General features: G+C 67.1%; 16 protein-coding genes. 6 read left to right on the forward strand and 10 right to left on the reverse strand.

Going from position 1 to position 14,396, the window contains the following annotated elements; all coding sequences use genetic code 11:
* Nucleotides 1–51: 51 nt before the first annotated feature.
* The 8 genes from ugpB to CK944_RS02780 all read right to left on the reverse strand — a co-directional run bounded on the left by ugpB (nt 52) and on the right by CK944_RS02780 (nt 8,872).
* Nucleotides 52–1,365, reverse strand: a complete 1,314-nt coding sequence (gene ugpB / locus CK944_RS02745; RefSeq protein WP_103171498.1) for a sn-glycerol-3-phosphate ABC transporter substrate-binding protein UgpB — start codon at nt 1,363–1,365, stop codon at nt 52–54.
* 167 nt (nt 1,366–1,532) lie between these two features.
* Entirely contained in the window at nt 1,533–2,516 is a 984-nt protein-coding gene (locus tag CK944_RS02750; RefSeq protein ID WP_103171499.1) for a DUF808 domain-containing protein, read from the reverse strand.
* A gap of 77 nt (nt 2,517–2,593) precedes the next feature.
* A complete protein-coding gene (locus tag CK944_RS02755; protein WP_103171500.1) occupies nt 2,594–3,556 on the reverse strand; it encodes a tripartite tricarboxylate transporter substrate binding protein in 963 nt (320 codons plus the stop codon).
* Between the two features lie 22 nt (nt 3,557–3,578).
* Nucleotides 3,579–5,087, reverse strand: a complete 1,509-nt coding sequence (locus CK944_RS02760) for a tripartite tricarboxylate transporter permease (protein ID WP_103171501.1) — start codon at nt 5,085–5,087, stop codon at nt 3,579–3,581.
* A 9-nt stretch (nt 5,088–5,096) separates the two neighbouring features.
* Complete coding sequence (locus tag CK944_RS02765) at nt 5,097–5,561, reverse strand: tripartite tricarboxylate transporter TctB family protein (RefSeq protein WP_103171502.1); 465 nt, start codon at nt 5,559–5,561, stop codon at nt 5,097–5,099.
* Between the two features lie 54 nt (nt 5,562–5,615).
* A complete protein-coding gene (locus CK944_RS02770) occupies nt 5,616–6,590 on the reverse strand; it encodes a tripartite tricarboxylate transporter substrate-binding protein (protein ID WP_103171503.1) in 975 nt (324 codons plus the stop codon).
* A gap of 124 nt (nt 6,591–6,714) precedes the next feature.
* On the reverse strand, nt 6,715–8,166 hold the full coding sequence (xylB, locus tag CK944_RS02775; protein ID WP_103171504.1) for a xylulokinase: 1,452 nt from the start codon (nt 8,164–8,166) through the stop codon (nt 6,715–6,717).
* A gap of 10 nt (nt 8,167–8,176) precedes the next feature.
* On the reverse strand, nt 8,177–8,872 hold the full coding sequence (locus tag CK944_RS02780) for an HAD family phosphatase (RefSeq protein ID WP_103171505.1): 696 nt from the start codon (nt 8,870–8,872) through the stop codon (nt 8,177–8,179).
* A gap of 85 nt (nt 8,873–8,957) precedes the next feature.
* Here CK944_RS02780 and CK944_RS02785 point away from each other — a divergent pair, with 85 nt between their 5' ends.
* Together CK944_RS02785 and CK944_RS02790 are read left to right on the forward strand one after the other, a co-directional pair.
* Nucleotides 8,958–9,698, forward strand: a complete 741-nt coding sequence (locus CK944_RS02785; RefSeq protein ID WP_103171506.1) for a hypothetical protein — start codon at nt 8,958–8,960, stop codon at nt 9,696–9,698.
* Between the two features lie 39 nt (nt 9,699–9,737).
* Complete coding sequence (locus CK944_RS02790) at nt 9,738–11,159, forward strand: MFS transporter (protein ID WP_103171507.1); 1,422 nt, start codon at nt 9,738–9,740, stop codon at nt 11,157–11,159.
* Nucleotides 11,160–11,183: 24 nt separating this feature from the next.
* On the opposite strand, the gene CK944_RS02795 is transcribed toward CK944_RS02790, so the two are convergent.
* Nucleotides 11,184–11,411 carry a DUF1150 family protein gene (locus tag CK944_RS02795; RefSeq protein ID WP_103171508.1) on the reverse strand — a complete coding sequence of 76 codons (228 nt, stop codon included), beginning with the start codon at nt 11,409–11,411 and terminating at the stop codon, nt 11,184–11,186.
* A gap of 10 nt (nt 11,412–11,421) precedes the next feature.
* Nucleotides 11,422–11,832, reverse strand: coding sequence for an Hsp20 family protein (locus CK944_RS02800; protein WP_103171509.1), 411 nt, complete (start codon nt 11,830–11,832; stop codon nt 11,422–11,424).
* A gap of 315 nt (nt 11,833–12,147) precedes the next feature.
* On the opposite strand from CK944_RS02800, the gene CK944_RS02805 reads away from it, so the two are divergent.
* From CK944_RS02805 to CK944_RS02820, 4 genes are read left to right on the forward strand one after another with little or no spacing between them, the layout of a single operon-like run.
* Nucleotides 12,148–12,366 carry a YdcH family protein gene (locus CK944_RS02805; protein WP_103171510.1) on the forward strand — a complete coding sequence of 73 codons (219 nt, stop codon included), beginning with the start codon at nt 12,148–12,150 and terminating at the stop codon, nt 12,364–12,366.
* A gap of 55 nt (nt 12,367–12,421) precedes the next feature.
* Nucleotides 12,422–12,907, forward strand: coding sequence for a 5-(carboxyamino)imidazole ribonucleotide mutase (gene purE / locus CK944_RS02810; protein ID WP_103171511.1), 486 nt, complete (start codon nt 12,422–12,424; stop codon nt 12,905–12,907).
* Complete coding sequence (locus tag CK944_RS02815) at nt 12,900–13,934, forward strand: 5-(carboxyamino)imidazole ribonucleotide synthase (protein WP_103171512.1); 1,035 nt, start codon at nt 12,900–12,902, stop codon at nt 13,932–13,934. The genes purE and CK944_RS02815 overlap by 8 nt, the downstream gene beginning before the upstream one ends.
* Nucleotides 13,931–14,371, forward strand: a complete 441-nt coding sequence (locus CK944_RS02820) for an NUDIX domain-containing protein (protein WP_103171513.1) — start codon at nt 13,931–13,933, stop codon at nt 14,369–14,371. Before CK944_RS02815 ends, CK944_RS02820 begins: the two co-directional genes overlap by 4 nt.
* The last annotated feature ends 25 nt before the right edge of the window (nt 14,372–14,396 follow it).

The following is a 14,396-nucleotide window of genomic DNA, read 5'->3' on the forward strand; positions in this document are numbered from 1 at the left end:
TCTTGCCTTTTCGGAGGGAAGGGGCCGCGATGGCGCGGCCCCGCCGGTGCGTTACTGGTTCTGCGTCTCGAACTCGGCGATCAGCGCGTTGCCGCGTTCGACCACGGCGTCAAGCGCGCCCTGGGCGTCCTTGGACCCCGACAGAAGCTGCTCGAACTCCTCGTCGATGATGCCGCGGATCTGGACATAGTTGCCAAAGCGCAGGCCCTTGGAATTCTCGGTCGGCTCGTTCAGCGTGATCTGCTTGATGCCCGTGTCGGCGCCGGGGTTTTCACCATAGAAGCCGGACAGCTGGTCCATCGCCGCCTGCGTGATCGGCAGATAGCCCGAGAACGAGGCCCAGTCCGCCTGAACCTCGGGGGTGGAGAGGTATTCGAAGAACTTCGCGACGCCGGCATATTCCTCGTCCGGCTTGCCCGCCAGCACCCAGAGCGAGGCCCCCCCGATGATCGAGTTCTGCGGCGCGCCCTCGACATCGTCGTAATAGGGCAGCATCCCGTATCCGACCTCGAAGTCCTTGGCATTGGCGATCACGCCCGCCCGGCTGGCCGAGCTTGCCATGTACATCGCGCATTCCTGCGAATAGAACATCGGCGCCGCGTTGTCGCCGCCCACCGGGCCGCCATATTTGAAGATGCCTTCGTCGGACAGGCGCTTGAGGTTTTCCCAATGCTTGACCTGGACCGGCCCGTTCAGGGTCAGGCGCGCGCTTGTGCCGCCAAAGCCGTTCTGTTCGGTGCCGATCGGCTGGTTGTGCCAGGCCGACAGGTTCTCGGTCTGGATCCAGCTGATCCACTGGGTCGTGAATCCGCAGGTGGCCGCGCCCGAATCGCGGATCTTGGTGCTGAATTCCTCAAGCTCGGCCCAGGTCTTGGGCGGGGTGTTCGGATCCAGGCCCGCCTTCTCGAAGACCGTCTTGTTGTAATAGACGATCGGGGTCGAGCTGTTGAAGGGCAGCGACAGCATGTTGCCATCAGTGTCGGTGTAATAGCCGACGACGGCGGGCAGATAGGCCTGCGGGTCGAAATTGGCGCCCTGTTCTTGCATCAGTTGGTGGACCGGGACGATGGCGCCCTGGGCGGCCATCATGGTGCCGGTGCCGACCTCGAAGACCTGGACGATGGCGGGCTGCTGCTGCGCGCGGAAGGCGGCGATCGCGGCGGTCATGGTTTCGGGATAGGTGCCCTTGTAGGACGGCACGACCCGGTATTCCTGCTGGCTGTCGTTGAAGCCCTTGGTGATTTCCTCAAGCTTGGCGCCCAGTTCGCCGCCCATGGCATGCCACCACTGGATTTCGGTCTGCGCATTCGCGGCCGACAAGGACGCGATCAGCGCCACGCCGGACGCTGCGAAAAGTTTGTTCATGATTTCCTCCCCTTATGGAGTTGCGGTTCGCGCCGACCTAACGGGCCAAGGTGACGCGAACGCAACATCCGCATGACAGGAAGGTGACACCCTTTGACCACATGGTCAATCTTTCCGGGCCCAAAGCCAGAAGCAGATATTTCATGCCGTTGCGTCAGCCCGCCGGATCACGCCCCGCGCAGCCGCGCCATCAGCGGGGCCACGGTGGCCTGCAACAGCGGGTTGATGACATAGTGTGCGATGGGGATCAGGATCATGCCCAGGATCAGCCCGAAGATGCCGTCGAAGAACGCCGTGACGGCCCAGGCCACAAGGCCGGGCGCCTGGGGGACGGCATGGGCCGCAGCCTCGGCCTGGTGGTGGATCCAGTCATAGGGTCCGGCCCAGCCCAGTTCGGCGAATCCGTGCAGCACGATCTGGCCGCCCACCCAGATCATCGCGGCGGTGCCCACGACCGTAAGGGTCTTCATGAACCCCGGCATCACCTTGACGATGCCGCGCCCCATGGCGGCGCGCAACCCCGTGCGGTGGGTCGCCAGATAGACGCCCACGTCGTCGGCCTTCACGATCAGCGCGACGAAGCCATAGACGGCGGCGGTGATGCCCACGGCGACCACCGCCAGGATCAGCCCCTTCATCCAGACCGTGTCGGTGCCGGGGATCGTGGACAGGGCAAGAACCATGATTTCCGCCGACAGGATGAAGTCGGTCTTGATCGCGCCAGCCACGCGCTGTTCTTCCAACGCAGCGCCGCCGGTTTCGGGGTGGGTATGCTGTTCGCTGTCGTGCTTGTCGCCATGGCCAAAGGCATGGGCGACCTTTTCCGCGCCTTCATAACACAGATAGGCGCCCCCCAGCATCAGCAGGGGCGATATCGCCCAGGGGGCAAAGGCCGACAACAGCAGCGCCACGGGCAGCAGGATCACCAGCTTGTTGAACAGCGATCCGCGCGCGATCTTCCAGACGATGGGGATTTCGCGGCTGGCATCGAAGCCGTGAACGTATTTCGGCGTCACTGCGGCATCGTCGATCACCGCGCCCGCCGCCTTGGCCCCGGCCTTGACCGCCTGGCCCGCCACGTCGTCGATGGATGCCGCCGCGACTTTGGAAATGGCCGCCACATCGTCCAGAAGTGCCAGAAGTCCGCTCATCCATCCCTCGCCGGCTGTATCGTGCGCGGCCCGTCAGGCGGGCCGCGCACAATCAAACACCGATATCCGGGGATGGTTCAATCCATGCTGACATTGGCGTCGCGGACCACGGGTTCCCATTTCGCCATCTCGGCCGTCACATGGTCGCCCAGTTCGGCCGGGGTCGAGGCGACGACCGTGGCCGAAAACTCGCCCATGCGCGCCACCACGGCAGGGTCGGCCATGGTGGCCTGGGCGGCGGCCGCCAGGGCCTCGATCGCCTCGGGCGGCGTGCCCGCCGGGGCGAACAGGGCGTTCCAGCTATAGGTCTCGTATCCCGGCAGGGTTTCCGCGATGGCGGGCACGTCGGGGAAGCTGGGGGCGCGTTCGGCCGTGGTGACGCCAAGCGCGCGCAGCTTGCCGCTGCTGATATGGCCCGAGGCCGAGGGCAGGTTGTCGAAGATGATCGGCACCTGGTTGCCCAGCACGTCCGTCAGCGCCGGGCCCGAGCCCTTGTAGGGGATGTGGTCGATCTCGACCCCCGCCATGGCCTTGAACAATTCGCCCGACAGGTGCAGCGGCGTGCCGTTGCCCGAGGAGGCATAGGCCAGCGGTTCCGCCTTGGCGAGGTCGATCAGTTCCTGCACGGTCTGGGCGGGCACGTCGGGATGGACCGCCAGCACGTTCGGCACCAGAACCAAGAGCGACACCGGCGCGAAATCCGTCACCGGGTCATAGGGCTTCTGCTTCAGGATCAGCGGGTTCAGCGCATGGGTCGCGACCGTGCCCATCAGGATCGTATATCCGTCGGGATCGGCCTGCGCCACCTGCTGCGCGCCTAGGGAACCGCCCGCGCCGCCGACATTCTGGACGACGATCTGCTGGCCCAGTTCCTGCGACATCCGTTCCGCGACGATGCGGCCCACGACATCGGTGGACCCTCCGGCGGCGAAGGGGATCACCAGCGTGATCTGGCGTTCGGGGAACTGGGCGGCCGCAGCCCCGGCAAGGCCAAGGGCCAGGGCCGATCCCAGCAGGATCCGGCGGGTGATGGACGTCATGGTGATCTCCGTTCGTTGGGGTTCAGGCGTCGCTTTCGGTAAAGACCTCGTCCCGGCGCTTGCGGATCTGGGGCAGGAAGACCAGCACCAGGATCGCCAGCGACATCAGCAGCAGCGTGGCGCTGATCGGGCGGGTGACGAAGGTGGTGGGATCGCCCCGCGACAGGATCATCGCCCGGCGCAGGTTCTCCTCAAGCAGGGGGCCAAGGACGAAGCCCAGCAGCAGCGGCGCGGGTTCGCAGCGCAGCTTGGACATGACGTATCCCAGAAGCCCGAAGAAGGCGACCGCGAACAGGTCATAGGGGTTCGAGTTCACCGAATAGACCCCGATGGAACACATCGCCATGATGATCGGGAACAGCACATAGTATGGCACGGTCAGCAGCTTCACCCACAGCCCGATCAGCGGCAGGTTCAGCACCACCAGCATCAGGTTGCCGATCCACATCGACGCGATGATGCCCCAGAACAGCGCAGGCTGTTCGGTCACGACATTCGGCCCCGGCACGATGCCCTGGATGATCATCGCCCCGATCATCAGCGCCATCACCGGGTTCGCCGGAATACCCAGCGTCAGCAGCGGGATGAAGCTGGTCTGCGCCCCCGCGTTGTTGGCCGATTCGGGACCGGCCACGCCCGCCAGGGCGCCCTTGCCGAATTCGCCGGGGTTCTTCGAGACCTTCTTCTCGATCGTGTAGGAGGCGAAGGAGGCCAGGATCGCCCCGCCGCCGGGCAGGATGCCCAGGACCGATCCGATGCCGGTGCCGCGCAGGACGGGGCCGACCATCTGGCGGAATTCCTCGCGGTTGGGGAACAGGCGGGTGATGTTCTTGGTCATCACCTGGCGGTCGTGTTCGTCTTCCAGGTTGCGCAGGATTTCCGCGATGCCGAAGACGCCCACGGCCACGGCCACGAAGTTCAGCCCGTCCGCGAACTGGTTCATGCCCATCGTGAAACGCGGCGCGCCGGTATAGACATCGGTGCCGACCATGCCCAGCAGCAGGCCCAGCACCACCATCGCAAGCGCCTTCAGCACCGATCCGTGGGCAAGCGCCACCGACATGACCAGCCCCATGACCATCAGGCTGAAATATTCCGCCGCGCCGAATTTCAGCGCGATGGTGGTCAGGGGCGGCGCGAAGATCGCCACCAGGAAGGTCGCCACGCTGCCCGCGAAGAACGACCCCAGGGCGGCGGTCGCAAGCGCCGTTCCCGCGCGGCCCTTGCGCGCCATCTGGTATCCGTCGATGGCCGTCACGGCGGAGGAGCTTTCGCCCGGCATGTTGATCAGGATCGCCGTGGTCGATCCGCCGTATTGCGCGCCGTAATAGATCCCCGCCAGCATGATCAGCGAGGACACGGGTTCAAGCTGGAAGGTGATGGGCAGCAGCATGGCGATGGTCGCCGTGGCGCCGATGCCCGGCAGCACGCCGATCAGCGTGCCCAGCAGCACCCCGATCAGGCAGAAGGCAAGGTTGGCCAGCGAGGACGCGACGCCGAATCCCAGGGCTAGGTTGGAAAGCAGGTCCATGATCGCCCCTTACAGCGGCAGCCAGGGACCGAAGCGCCGGAAGGGCAGCCCCAGGCCATAGCTGAAGATCAGCGTGGACATGATCGTGACCACGATCGCCAGGATCAGCGCGGGCAGCGGGCGCATCCGCACCGATGCCTGGCTGGCGATCAGCGTGGTGAAGAACAGCGCGGGCACGAAGCCCAGGCCCCGGACCGTCAGGCCGAAGAAGATCGGCGCGGGCAGGATGAACAGGATGCCCCGCCAGGCGAAGCGGCCGATGGGTTCGTCGTCGGGCCGCCCGAAGGCCTTGAACAGGATCACCGCGCCCAGCAGGAACAGGATGGCCGACAGGACCATCGGGAAATAGCCCGGTCCCATGCGGATCGAGGTGCCCATCTCCAGCCCCAGTCCCTGCCAGGCAAAGAACGCGGCAATGGCCATGAACAGCAGGCCCGCCGCGATGTCGGTGCCGTCCTTCGGTTTCGTGGACATGGTTCCCCCCCCTTGTCGGAAAGCCCGCCGCCGGAAGGGCGGCGGGCGCGTGGATCAGTCGGCGTAAACGCCCGCGGCCTCGATGACGGGCTGCCAGCGGGCGATCTCCTCCTCCAGCTTGGTCTTCAGCGCCTCGGGGGTGGCGTCCTCGGCAGGCGAGGGGGCGGTGCCCAGGTCGGCCATGGCCTTCGCCACGTCTTCGTCGGCCAGGGCCTTTTGCAGCGATTCCGACAAACGCTGGTTGATCTCGGGCGCGGTGCCTTTCGGGGTATAGATGCCGTGCCAGATGCCGAACTGCATCGCCTCGAGCCCGGATTCGGCGGCGGTGGGCAGGTCGGGGAACAGGTCCAGCCGTTCCGGCGTGGTCACGGCATAGGCCTTGATCGTGCCCGCCTTGATCTGCTGGGTGGTGTTGGTGGTCTGGTCGCACATGATGTCCACCTGTCCGCCCAGAAGATCGGTCATCGCCGGGCCGGTGCCCTTGTAGGGAACGGTGACCAACGGCGCCTCAAGCGCCTGCATCAGCAGCATCCCGCACAGGTGGCTGGCCGCGCCGATGCCCGCATTGGCCAGCGTCAGGCTGTCGGCATTGGCCTTGACGTATTCGATGAAGGCCGGGAAATCGGCCGGCTCGAAATCCTGCCGGGCGGTGACGACCATCGGCACCTCGGTCACGAGGCCCACATATTCGAAGGCGTCCAGCGTTTCATAGGGCAGGTTGCGATACAGGGTGTCGGACGTCGCCATGCCGATATGGTGCAGCAGCACCGTGTATCCGTCGGCCTCGGCCTTGGCGACCTGGGACGCGCCCAGCGTGCCGCCCGCGCCGCCGACGTTCTGGATCACGATCTGCTGGCCCAGGTCTTCGGACATGCGTTCGGCCACAAGGCGCGCGACCGTGTCGGTCGGCCCCCCGGCCGAGAAGGGCACGACCATGGTGATCTGGCGTTCGGGATAGCTCTGCGCGAAGGCGGGCGCGGTCAGGATCGTTGCGGCGAACAGGGCGCCCAGCAGTTTCGAAGCGGTCATGTGTCCTCCCAGACTGGTGATGCGGCGGTTACGCGGCCGTCATGCTGGGGCCAGATTGCGACAGCAAACTGACATGGCACAATGCTTTTTTTCATCCCCTTGGAATCGCGGCGTCCGGGCGGGACTATTGCACCGCCCGGATCCCCGGATAGGCTGCGCGGAACATGCCGTAGGCCTCGTCGAAGCGGTCCCGCAGGGTGGCGTCGGGGGCGATTTCCTCGACCACGTCGGGGGCGGTCATCACATCGGCCACGCTGCCCGCGCCCGCCGCGACCATGCCCAGCCGCGCCGCACCCAAGGCCGCGCCGAATTCGCCGTCGGCAGGCAGGGTCAGGGTCACGTCCAGCGTCGTCGCGATCACGCGCAGCCAGTAACGCGACCGCGCGCCGCCGCCGATGGCCATCATCCGGTCCAGCCGCGCGCCGGTTTCCCGCAAGGCCTGATGGCTGTCGCGCAGGCCGAAGGCCACGCCTTCCAGCACGGCGCGGGTCAGGTCGTCGCGCGTGGTCCCCGATCCAAGCCCCGTGAAGGCGCCCCGGATCACCGCGTCGTTGTGCGGCGTCCGTTCGCCCGACAGATAGGGCAGGAACCGCACCCCGCCCGGTGCCCGCAAATCATCACCCAAGGGCGCGGTCAGGTCGGCGGGCGAGGCCCCGGTAATCTGCGACAGCCAGTTGAGGCTGTCGGTCGCCGACAGCATCACCCCCATCTGATACCAGGTATCCGGCACCGCGTGGCAGAAGGTGTGCAGCGCGGTTTCCGGCGCGGGGTGATAGCCGTCCCGCGCCGCCACCAGCACGCCCGAGGTGCCCAGCGACACGAAGCCTTGGCCCTCGGCCATCGCGCCGATCCCGCAGGCGGCGGCGGCGTTGTCGCCCGCGCCGCCCGCCACCACCACCGGATGCGACAGGCCCCAGGCCTGCGCCAGATCGCCGCGCAACTGCCCGGCGGCGGCCGACCCTTCGACCAGCCGGGGCATCTGGTCGCGGCGCATGTGCCCGGCCGCCAGCAGCGCGTCCGACCAGTCGCGCGCCCCCATATCCAGCCAGGACGTGCCCGCCGCGTCCGACATGTCGGTGACGTGATCGCCGGTCAGATACAGGTTCAGGAAGGCTGCGGGCAGCAGGACGCGGGCGATGCGCGCGTGGTTTTCGGGTTCGTGTTCGCGCACCCATTCCAGCTTGGGCGCGGTGAAGCCGGGAAAGACGATGTTGCCCGACAGGTCGCGCAGGCCGGGGGTGGCGTCCAGGCGCGCGGCCTCGGCATGGCTGCGTGTGTCGTTCCACAGGATGCAGGGGCGGATCACCCGATCGTCGGCATCCAGCAGCGTGGCGCCATGCATGTGACCGGCCACGCCGATGCCGCGCAGGGCGGCAAATTCCGGGTGGCGGTCGCGCAGCTCCGCCACGGCGCCGTCCAGAGCCGCGATCCAGTGGGCCGGGTCCTGTTCGGACCAGCCGGAATGCGGATGGCTGACCGGATAATGCCGTTCCGTCGCGCCGATGGGCCTGCCGCCGCTGTCCACCAGCAAGGCGCGCAGGCCCGAAGTGCCAAGGTCGATCCCCAGAAAACTCATGCGTCCCCCCTCAGGCGCTTGTCGATTGATGATCCAGCAGCACATCCGCCATGCCGGACAGATCCGGCAGCACGGCCACTGCCCCGGCTTCCGCCAGGCGTCGGGCATGATCGTCGCGCATCCCCTCCAGATGCGTGCCGCCGGTAAAGCCCACCGCGCGCATCCCGGCCATGCGGGCGCCGACGATGCCGTGGGGCGAATCCTCCATCACCGCGCAGGCGGCGGGCGGGATGCCCAGCCGGCTTGCGGCCAGCAGGAACAGGTCGGGCGCGGGCTTGCCATGTTTGACCTGATCGGCGCTGAAGACGGCGGCGCCGAACCGTTCGGCCAGTCCCGCGACCTGCAGCGTGATCCCCAGCCTGCGGATCGAACTGCCCGTGGCGATCGCCACCATGATCCCGCGCGCCGCCAGATCGTCTAGCAGGGCGGGGATGCCGGGGATCACCCGCAATTCGGCAGGATAGCGCGCCAGCAGGCTTTCCTCGAAATCGCGGGCAAAGTCGGGCAGGTCGTCGCGGTCCAGGGCCTCGGCGATGTGGCTGACGATGGACTGGATCGACACGCCCAGGAATTTGCGGCGCAATTCGTCGGTGGTGGTGGGCAGCCCCTCGGCCGCCATCAGATCCGCCAGGGTTTGCAGCGACATGGGTTCGCTGTCCACAAGACAGCCGTCCATGTCGAAGATCACGGCGCGGATATTGGTCATGCAACCCCCCGTTGGCGATAACAGCCGATCCCTACACCGAACGGGCAAGGATGACAAACGGCCGGGCCTGCGCTAGCCATGGCCCATGATGATCCGAGAGCTTTACGTTTCCCCCGAGGCCGCAGCCGCCCTGCTGGCAGATTCCGCCCGGCTGCCTGCCTGGACGCTGGACGCGCAACAGGCGGGCGACCTGGCCCTGCTGATGAACGGGGCATATGCCCCCTTGCGCGGCTACATGACCCGGGCCGACCACGACGCTGTTCAGGGCGGCGCGGTGTCGCCCTGGCCGGTGCCGCTGGCCTTGCAGGTCGATGCGGATTTCGCGGCACGGGTGCAGCCCGGCGACGATATCGCCCTGCGCGACGAAGGGGGCGTGGTCGCGGTGATGTCCGTGACCGACGCTTGGGGCGATCCGGTCCTGCTGGGCGGCAGGGTCAAGGGCCTGCGCCGCCCTGCGACAGGGGGCATGACGCCGACCGGCCTGCGCGCCTTGATCGCCGACCGGGGCAAGGCCCGCGTGCTGGCGGTCCAGCCCGACCGTCCCGAACAACTCGCCCCCGCCTTGCGCGCTGCACGGGATCTGGACGCGCTGCTGCTGGTCCAGCCGCTGCCGGGCGTGGCACTCGATGCGCCCGACGACGCGATCCTGTCGCCCTTGCCCGTTGCGCCGCCGAAAGGTCCCCGCGCCGCGCTGTGGCAGGCCCTGGTGGCGCGCAACCACGGCGCCACGCATCTGATGCTGTTCGAGGCCGCCGCGAGGGAACTTTATCGCCCCCACGAAGTCAGCATCGGAGTGCGGATGGTCGAACCCGGGACAATGCCCTAGACCGTCCGGAAATTCCACGATCTGCAAGAAGGCGGCATCATGACCCCGACAAGTCCAGGCATTGCCGGCTACAACCCGTGGCTGGCAACGGTGCTGCTGTTGCTGGGCAACTTCATGAACCTGATCGACGTCAGCATCGTGAACGTCGCGCTGCCCTCGATCAGGGACAACCTGAACGCCACCGCGGCGCAGATCGAATGGGTCTCGGCGGCCTATGTGCTGGCCTTCGCGGCGGGGCTGCTGCCCTTCGGGCGCTTCGGCGACAAGTTCGGGCGCAAGCGGCTGTTCCTGTGGGGGGTGGCGCTGTTCACGCTGGCCTCGGCGCTGTGCGGGTTCGCGCTGTCCATGCCGATGCTGATCTGGTCGCGCGCCCTGCAAGGGATCGGCGGGGCCATGATGGTGCCGCAGGTGATGGCGATCATGCATGTGATGTTTCCGCCCGAACAGAAGGCCCGCGCGTTCGCGCTTGCCGGGGTGGTGGCAAGCCTGGGGGCCGTCACCGGGCCGCTGCTGGGCGGCGCGCTGATCATCGGCGACATCTGGGGGCTGGACTGGCGGCCGATCTTCCTGGTCAACCTGCCGGTGGGGATCTTCGTGATCGCGGCGGGGCTTCGCTGGATCCCCGCGCTGTCATCCGATTCCCGGATGCGGATCGACTGGATCGGCATCGCGATCTTTTCGCTGGCCGTGATCATGGTCGTCCTGCCGGTGATCGAGGGCGCGCTGCTGGGCTGGCCCTGGTGGTGCGTGGCGATGCTGGCGGCGGCGGTGCCGCTGGGGGCGCTGTTCGTCTGGCGCCAGGTCAGGCTTGCGCGCCGCGGCCGGGGGCAATTGCTGCCCGTGGCGCTGATGCGGAACGGCGGCTATCTGTCGGGGGTCGCGATGGTGATGCTGCATTTCTCGGCCATCCCCGGAATGTTCCTGGTGTTGGCGATCTATCTGCAAACCGGGTTCGGGCTGGATCCGCTGCATTCCGGCATGGCCACGGCGCCCTTTCCGCTGGGGATCATGCTGGGCAGCTATGTCACCGGGCGCTTCGGCACCAGGGCGATGTCCCGGCGCATGGCGGTCGGGGTGGCGATCATGCTGGCGGGGATGGCCTATCTGCGCCATCTGACCGGCCATCCGCCCCAGCCCTTCGGGGTGATGTCGCTGGCGGCGCCCCTGGCGATCTGCGGGCTGGGGATGGGGCTGACGATCTCTCCGCTGTTCCAGACGGTGCTGCAATCGGTGCCCGGCCGCGACGCGGGCGCGGGGTCCGGGGCGATGCAGGCCTTCCAGCAGGTCGGCGCGGCCATCGGCATCGCGGTCGTGTCCAGCCTGTTCTTCGTCCGGCTGAACGGGCAGGGGGGCGGCGACTATACCGGGGCGATGTCGCACGCTCTGATCTATCAGCTTGGCGTCTTCAGCGCGATCCTGGCGATCCTGGCCTGGCGCGGCATCCTGCGCGGCAGGGCGTGACCGCCCCGCCGCCAGACAAGGCGGTCAGTGGACGCTGACGGGCGTCAGTTCGTTCTGGCGCGCCAGCATGAAGGCCAGCGGGCGTTCCTTGACCAGGGCCAGCCGTTCGCCATCGGTGTCGTGGACGGCATACATCGTCTCGATCCCCGGCAGTTGCTGCTGGATTTCCTGGGGCAGGGTGCGGGTCTCGACCTGCCGGATATAGACGGTCTTTTCGGCGTCGATGCCGCCGAAATCGAATTTGGTATCCATGATGATCCCCTTACTTGCGGCTGATCGGAATGGTCTGGACGACCTGCTGGGGCTGCTGCCGGCGCAGGTCGATGTGCAAAAGCCCGTTCTCCATCTGGGCGCCCTCGACCTCGACCCCATCGGCCAAAACGAAGCTGCGCTGGAAGGCACGGGCGGCGATGCCCCGGTGCAGGAAGACGCGGTCCCCTTCGGGATCGGCCATCCGGCCGCGGATCACAAGCTGCCGGTCCTCGGTCGTGACCGACAGATCCTGTTCCGCGAAACCCGCGACGGCCAGCGTGATTCGGAACCCGTCCGGGGCGATGTGTTCGATGTTATAGGGCGGATAGCCTTCGGCGCCTTTCGCGGCCCGTTCGGCCAGTCGTTCAAGCTGGTCGAACCCCAGCAGATACGGATGCGCACCCAGCGAAATCTTGGTCATCGTCAGCCCTCTTTCCGTCAAGCGACTGGTTTGCGGACCCCTTTGGCGGCGATCCGCTTGCCATCAATATGTGGGCGCGCGACGGGCCATGCAAGGCCGGTCGGGACGGGATCGCACAGGCCCGCGCGATCCGGCGTCGGCGGCGGCACAAGGGATGCCATTGCGCGCAACCCCTTGTGAGGCAACGGGTCCAATCCTGGAAGGGCGGGCAAAAATGCAAGCCCGATCCACGCACTGCGAAGCATTCTGTTAACATGTGCCGTGCTACGGATTATAGTGACAAAGCGGTTTCACGCGTCAGCCAGGCCAAGCAAGATGAACATGCACCACGAGATGTCCCATGACGAAATCATCCGCGCCAAGCTGGCCGCGCTGCGCTGCGAACACCGCGACCTGGACGAGGCGATCGCGGCCCTGTCGGCGCAGCAACTGACATCCTCGCTGGCGCTTCAACGGCTGAAGAAGCAGAAGCTGATGCTCAAGGACCAGATCTCGCGCCTGGAAGACGAGATCACCCCCGACATCATCGCCTGATTGCGGCCTGCGCCCCTGCGCGCTAGGACGGGCGGGCAGATGCGGGGGACGACGAATGGACAAACCTGTGGGCATCATCATGGGCAGCCAGTCGGACTGGCCTACGATGAAGGAAGCCGCGACGATTCTGGATGAACTGGGCGTGGGATACGAGGCCCGGATCGTCAGCGCGCACCGTACCCCCGACCGGCTGTGGGACTATGGCAAGACGGCGGTGGAACGCGGGCTGCGCGTCATTATCGCGGGCGCGGGCGGCGCGGCGCACCTGCCGGGCATGATGGCGTCGAAGACCCGCGTGCCGGTGATCGGCGTGCCGGTCCAGACCAAGGCCCTGTCCGGGGTCGATTCGCTTTATTCCATCCTGCAGATGCCCAAGGGCTATCCGGTGGCGACCATGGCCATCGGGTCGGCGGGCGCGGCTAATGCGGGGTTGATGGCGGCGGGGATCCTCGCCCTGTCCGACCCCGACCTGGCGCAGCGCCTGGACGAATGGCGGCAGGCGCTGTCCGATTCCATCCCCAAGGAGCCGCGCGATGAGTGACGTCCAGACCATCGGCATCCTGGGCGGCGGGCAATTGGGCCGGATGCTGTCCGTCGCGGCCAGCCGCCTTGGCCTGCGCTGCCACATCTTCGAACCCGGTGCCGCCCCTGCGGGCGACGTCGCCTGGCGCGTGACCACCGCGCCCTATGAGGATGAGGCCGCCCTGCGCGCCTTCGCCGAAAGCGTCGATGTCATCACCTATGAATTCGAGAATGTGCCGACCACGACCCTGGATCTGCTGGAATCGATCCGTCCGATCCGGCCCAACCGCCGCGCCTTGGCGGTGTCCCAGGACCGGCTGACCGAGAAGACCTTCCTGAACGACATCGGCCTGGCGACCGCACCCTTCGCCGACGTCCCGGCCGAGACTGACCTTGACGCGGCCGTTGCGCGGATCGGCCGCCCCTCGATCCTCAAGACCCGCCGCATGGGCTATGACGGCAAGGGTCAGGTGCGGATCGGCGGCGGTCCCGCCGAATGGACCGGCGCGCCATCCGTGCTGGAAGGCTTTGTTGATTTCTCGGCCGAAATCAGCGTCATCATCGCGCGCGGCGCTGACGGGCAGGTCGCGGCCTTTGACCCTGGCCTGAATGTCCATGAAGGGGGCATCCTGCGCACCACCACCGTGCCCTGCGGATTGCCCGGCAAGATCACGACCGATGCGGTGCTGATCGCCGCCCGCATCGCCAATGCGCTTGATTATGTCGGCGTCATGGGGGTCGAGCTGTTCGTGACCCCCCAGGGCCTGATCGTGAACGAGATCGCGCCCCGCGTCCACAACTCGGGCCACTGGACCCAGGCCGGCTGCGCGGTCGATCAGTTCGAACAGCATGTCCGTGCGGTGGCGGGCCTGCCGCTGGGCGACGGCAAGCGCCATGCGGATGTGGTGATGGAAAACCTGATCGGCGACGACCTGGACCGCGTGCCCGACCTGCTGAAATCGCCGAAGACGCAGGTCCACCTTTACGGCAAGGGCACGCCGCGCCCGGGGCGCAAGATGGGGCACGTCAACCGGATCACCGGATGAAGCCGCTCCGGCTGGCGGTCCGCGCGGCGATCCTGCGCGACGACCGGCTGCTGCTGGTCAACGCCTATCCCGGCCAGCAGTCCGACCTGTGGTGCCTGCCCGGCGGCGGGGTCGAACCCGGCCAGTCGCTGCCCGAAAACCTGATCCGCGAAGTGGCCGAGGAAACCGGCCTTGCGATCACCGTCAGCGCCCCGATCCTGGTCAACGAATTCCACGACCCCGAACGCGGCTTCCATCAGGTCGAGATCATCTTCCGCGCCAGGCTGACCGGCAATGCCGGGATTGTCCTGGAAGATCCCGAAAAGGTGGTGAACCGCTTCACCTGGGCCACGCGCGCCGACCTTGCCCGCCTGCGCCACAAGCCCGGAATGCTGGCCCGCGCCGTTTGGGGCCAGCACGCTGCCTGGTACGACCCGCTGGAACGGATCGTCCGCTGAGCATCTTCTGTGCGCAAATATCCCA

It is taken from the genome of Paracoccus sp. SY (assembly GCF_002901215.1).
GTDB classification, from domain to species: domain Bacteria; phylum Pseudomonadota; class Alphaproteobacteria; order Rhodobacterales; family Rhodobacteraceae; genus Paracoccus; species Paracoccus acridae.

Bases quoted from the DNA above. Each gene is read 5' to 3' on its own strand.
- ugpB (WP_103171498.1), bottom strand. From the start codon at position 1,365: ATGAACAAACTTTTCGCAGCGTCCGGCGTGGCGCTGATCGCGTCCTTG.
- CK944_RS02750 (WP_103171499.1), bottom strand. From the start codon at position 2,516: ATGAGCGGACTTCTGGCACTTCTGGACGATGTGGCGGCCATTTCCAAA.
- CK944_RS02755 (WP_103171500.1), bottom strand. From the start codon at position 3,556: ATGACGTCCATCACCCGCCGGATCCTGCTGGGATCGGCCCTGGCCCTT.
- CK944_RS02760 (WP_103171501.1), bottom strand. From the start codon at position 5,087: ATGGACCTGCTTTCCAACCTAGCCCTGGGATTCGGCGTCGCGTCCTCG.
- CK944_RS02765 (WP_103171502.1), bottom strand. From the start codon at position 5,561: ATGTCCACGAAACCGAAGGACGGCACCGACATCGCGGCGGGCCTGCTG.
- CK944_RS02770 (WP_103171503.1), bottom strand. From the start codon at position 6,590: ATGACCGCTTCGAAACTGCTGGGCGCCCTGTTCGCCGCAACGATCCTG.
- xylB (WP_103171504.1), bottom strand. From the start codon at position 8,166: ATGAGTTTTCTGGGGATCGACCTTGGCACTTCGGGCCTGCGCGCCTTG.
- CK944_RS02780 (WP_103171505.1), bottom strand. From the start codon at position 8,872: ATGACCAATATCCGCGCCGTGATCTTCGACATGGACGGCTGTCTTGTG.
- CK944_RS02785 (WP_103171506.1), top strand. From the start codon at position 8,958: ATGATGATCCGAGAGCTTTACGTTTCCCCCGAGGCCGCAGCCGCCCTG.
- CK944_RS02790 (WP_103171507.1), top strand. From the start codon at position 9,738: ATGACCCCGACAAGTCCAGGCATTGCCGGCTACAACCCGTGGCTGGCA.
- CK944_RS02795 (WP_103171508.1), bottom strand. From the start codon at position 11,411: ATGGATACCAAATTCGATTTCGGCGGCATCGACGCCGAAAAGACCGTC.
- CK944_RS02800 (WP_103171509.1), bottom strand. From the start codon at position 11,832: ATGACCAAGATTTCGCTGGGTGCGCATCCGTATCTGCTGGGGTTCGAC.
- CK944_RS02805 (WP_103171510.1), top strand. From the start codon at position 12,148: ATGAACATGCACCACGAGATGTCCCATGACGAAATCATCCGCGCCAAG.
- purE (WP_103171511.1), top strand. From the start codon at position 12,422: ATGGACAAACCTGTGGGCATCATCATGGGCAGCCAGTCGGACTGGCCT.
- CK944_RS02815 (WP_103171512.1), top strand. From the start codon at position 12,900: ATGAGTGACGTCCAGACCATCGGCATCCTGGGCGGCGGGCAATTGGGC.
- CK944_RS02820 (WP_103171513.1), top strand. From the start codon at position 13,931: ATGAAGCCGCTCCGGCTGGCGGTCCGCGCGGCGATCCTGCGCGACGAC.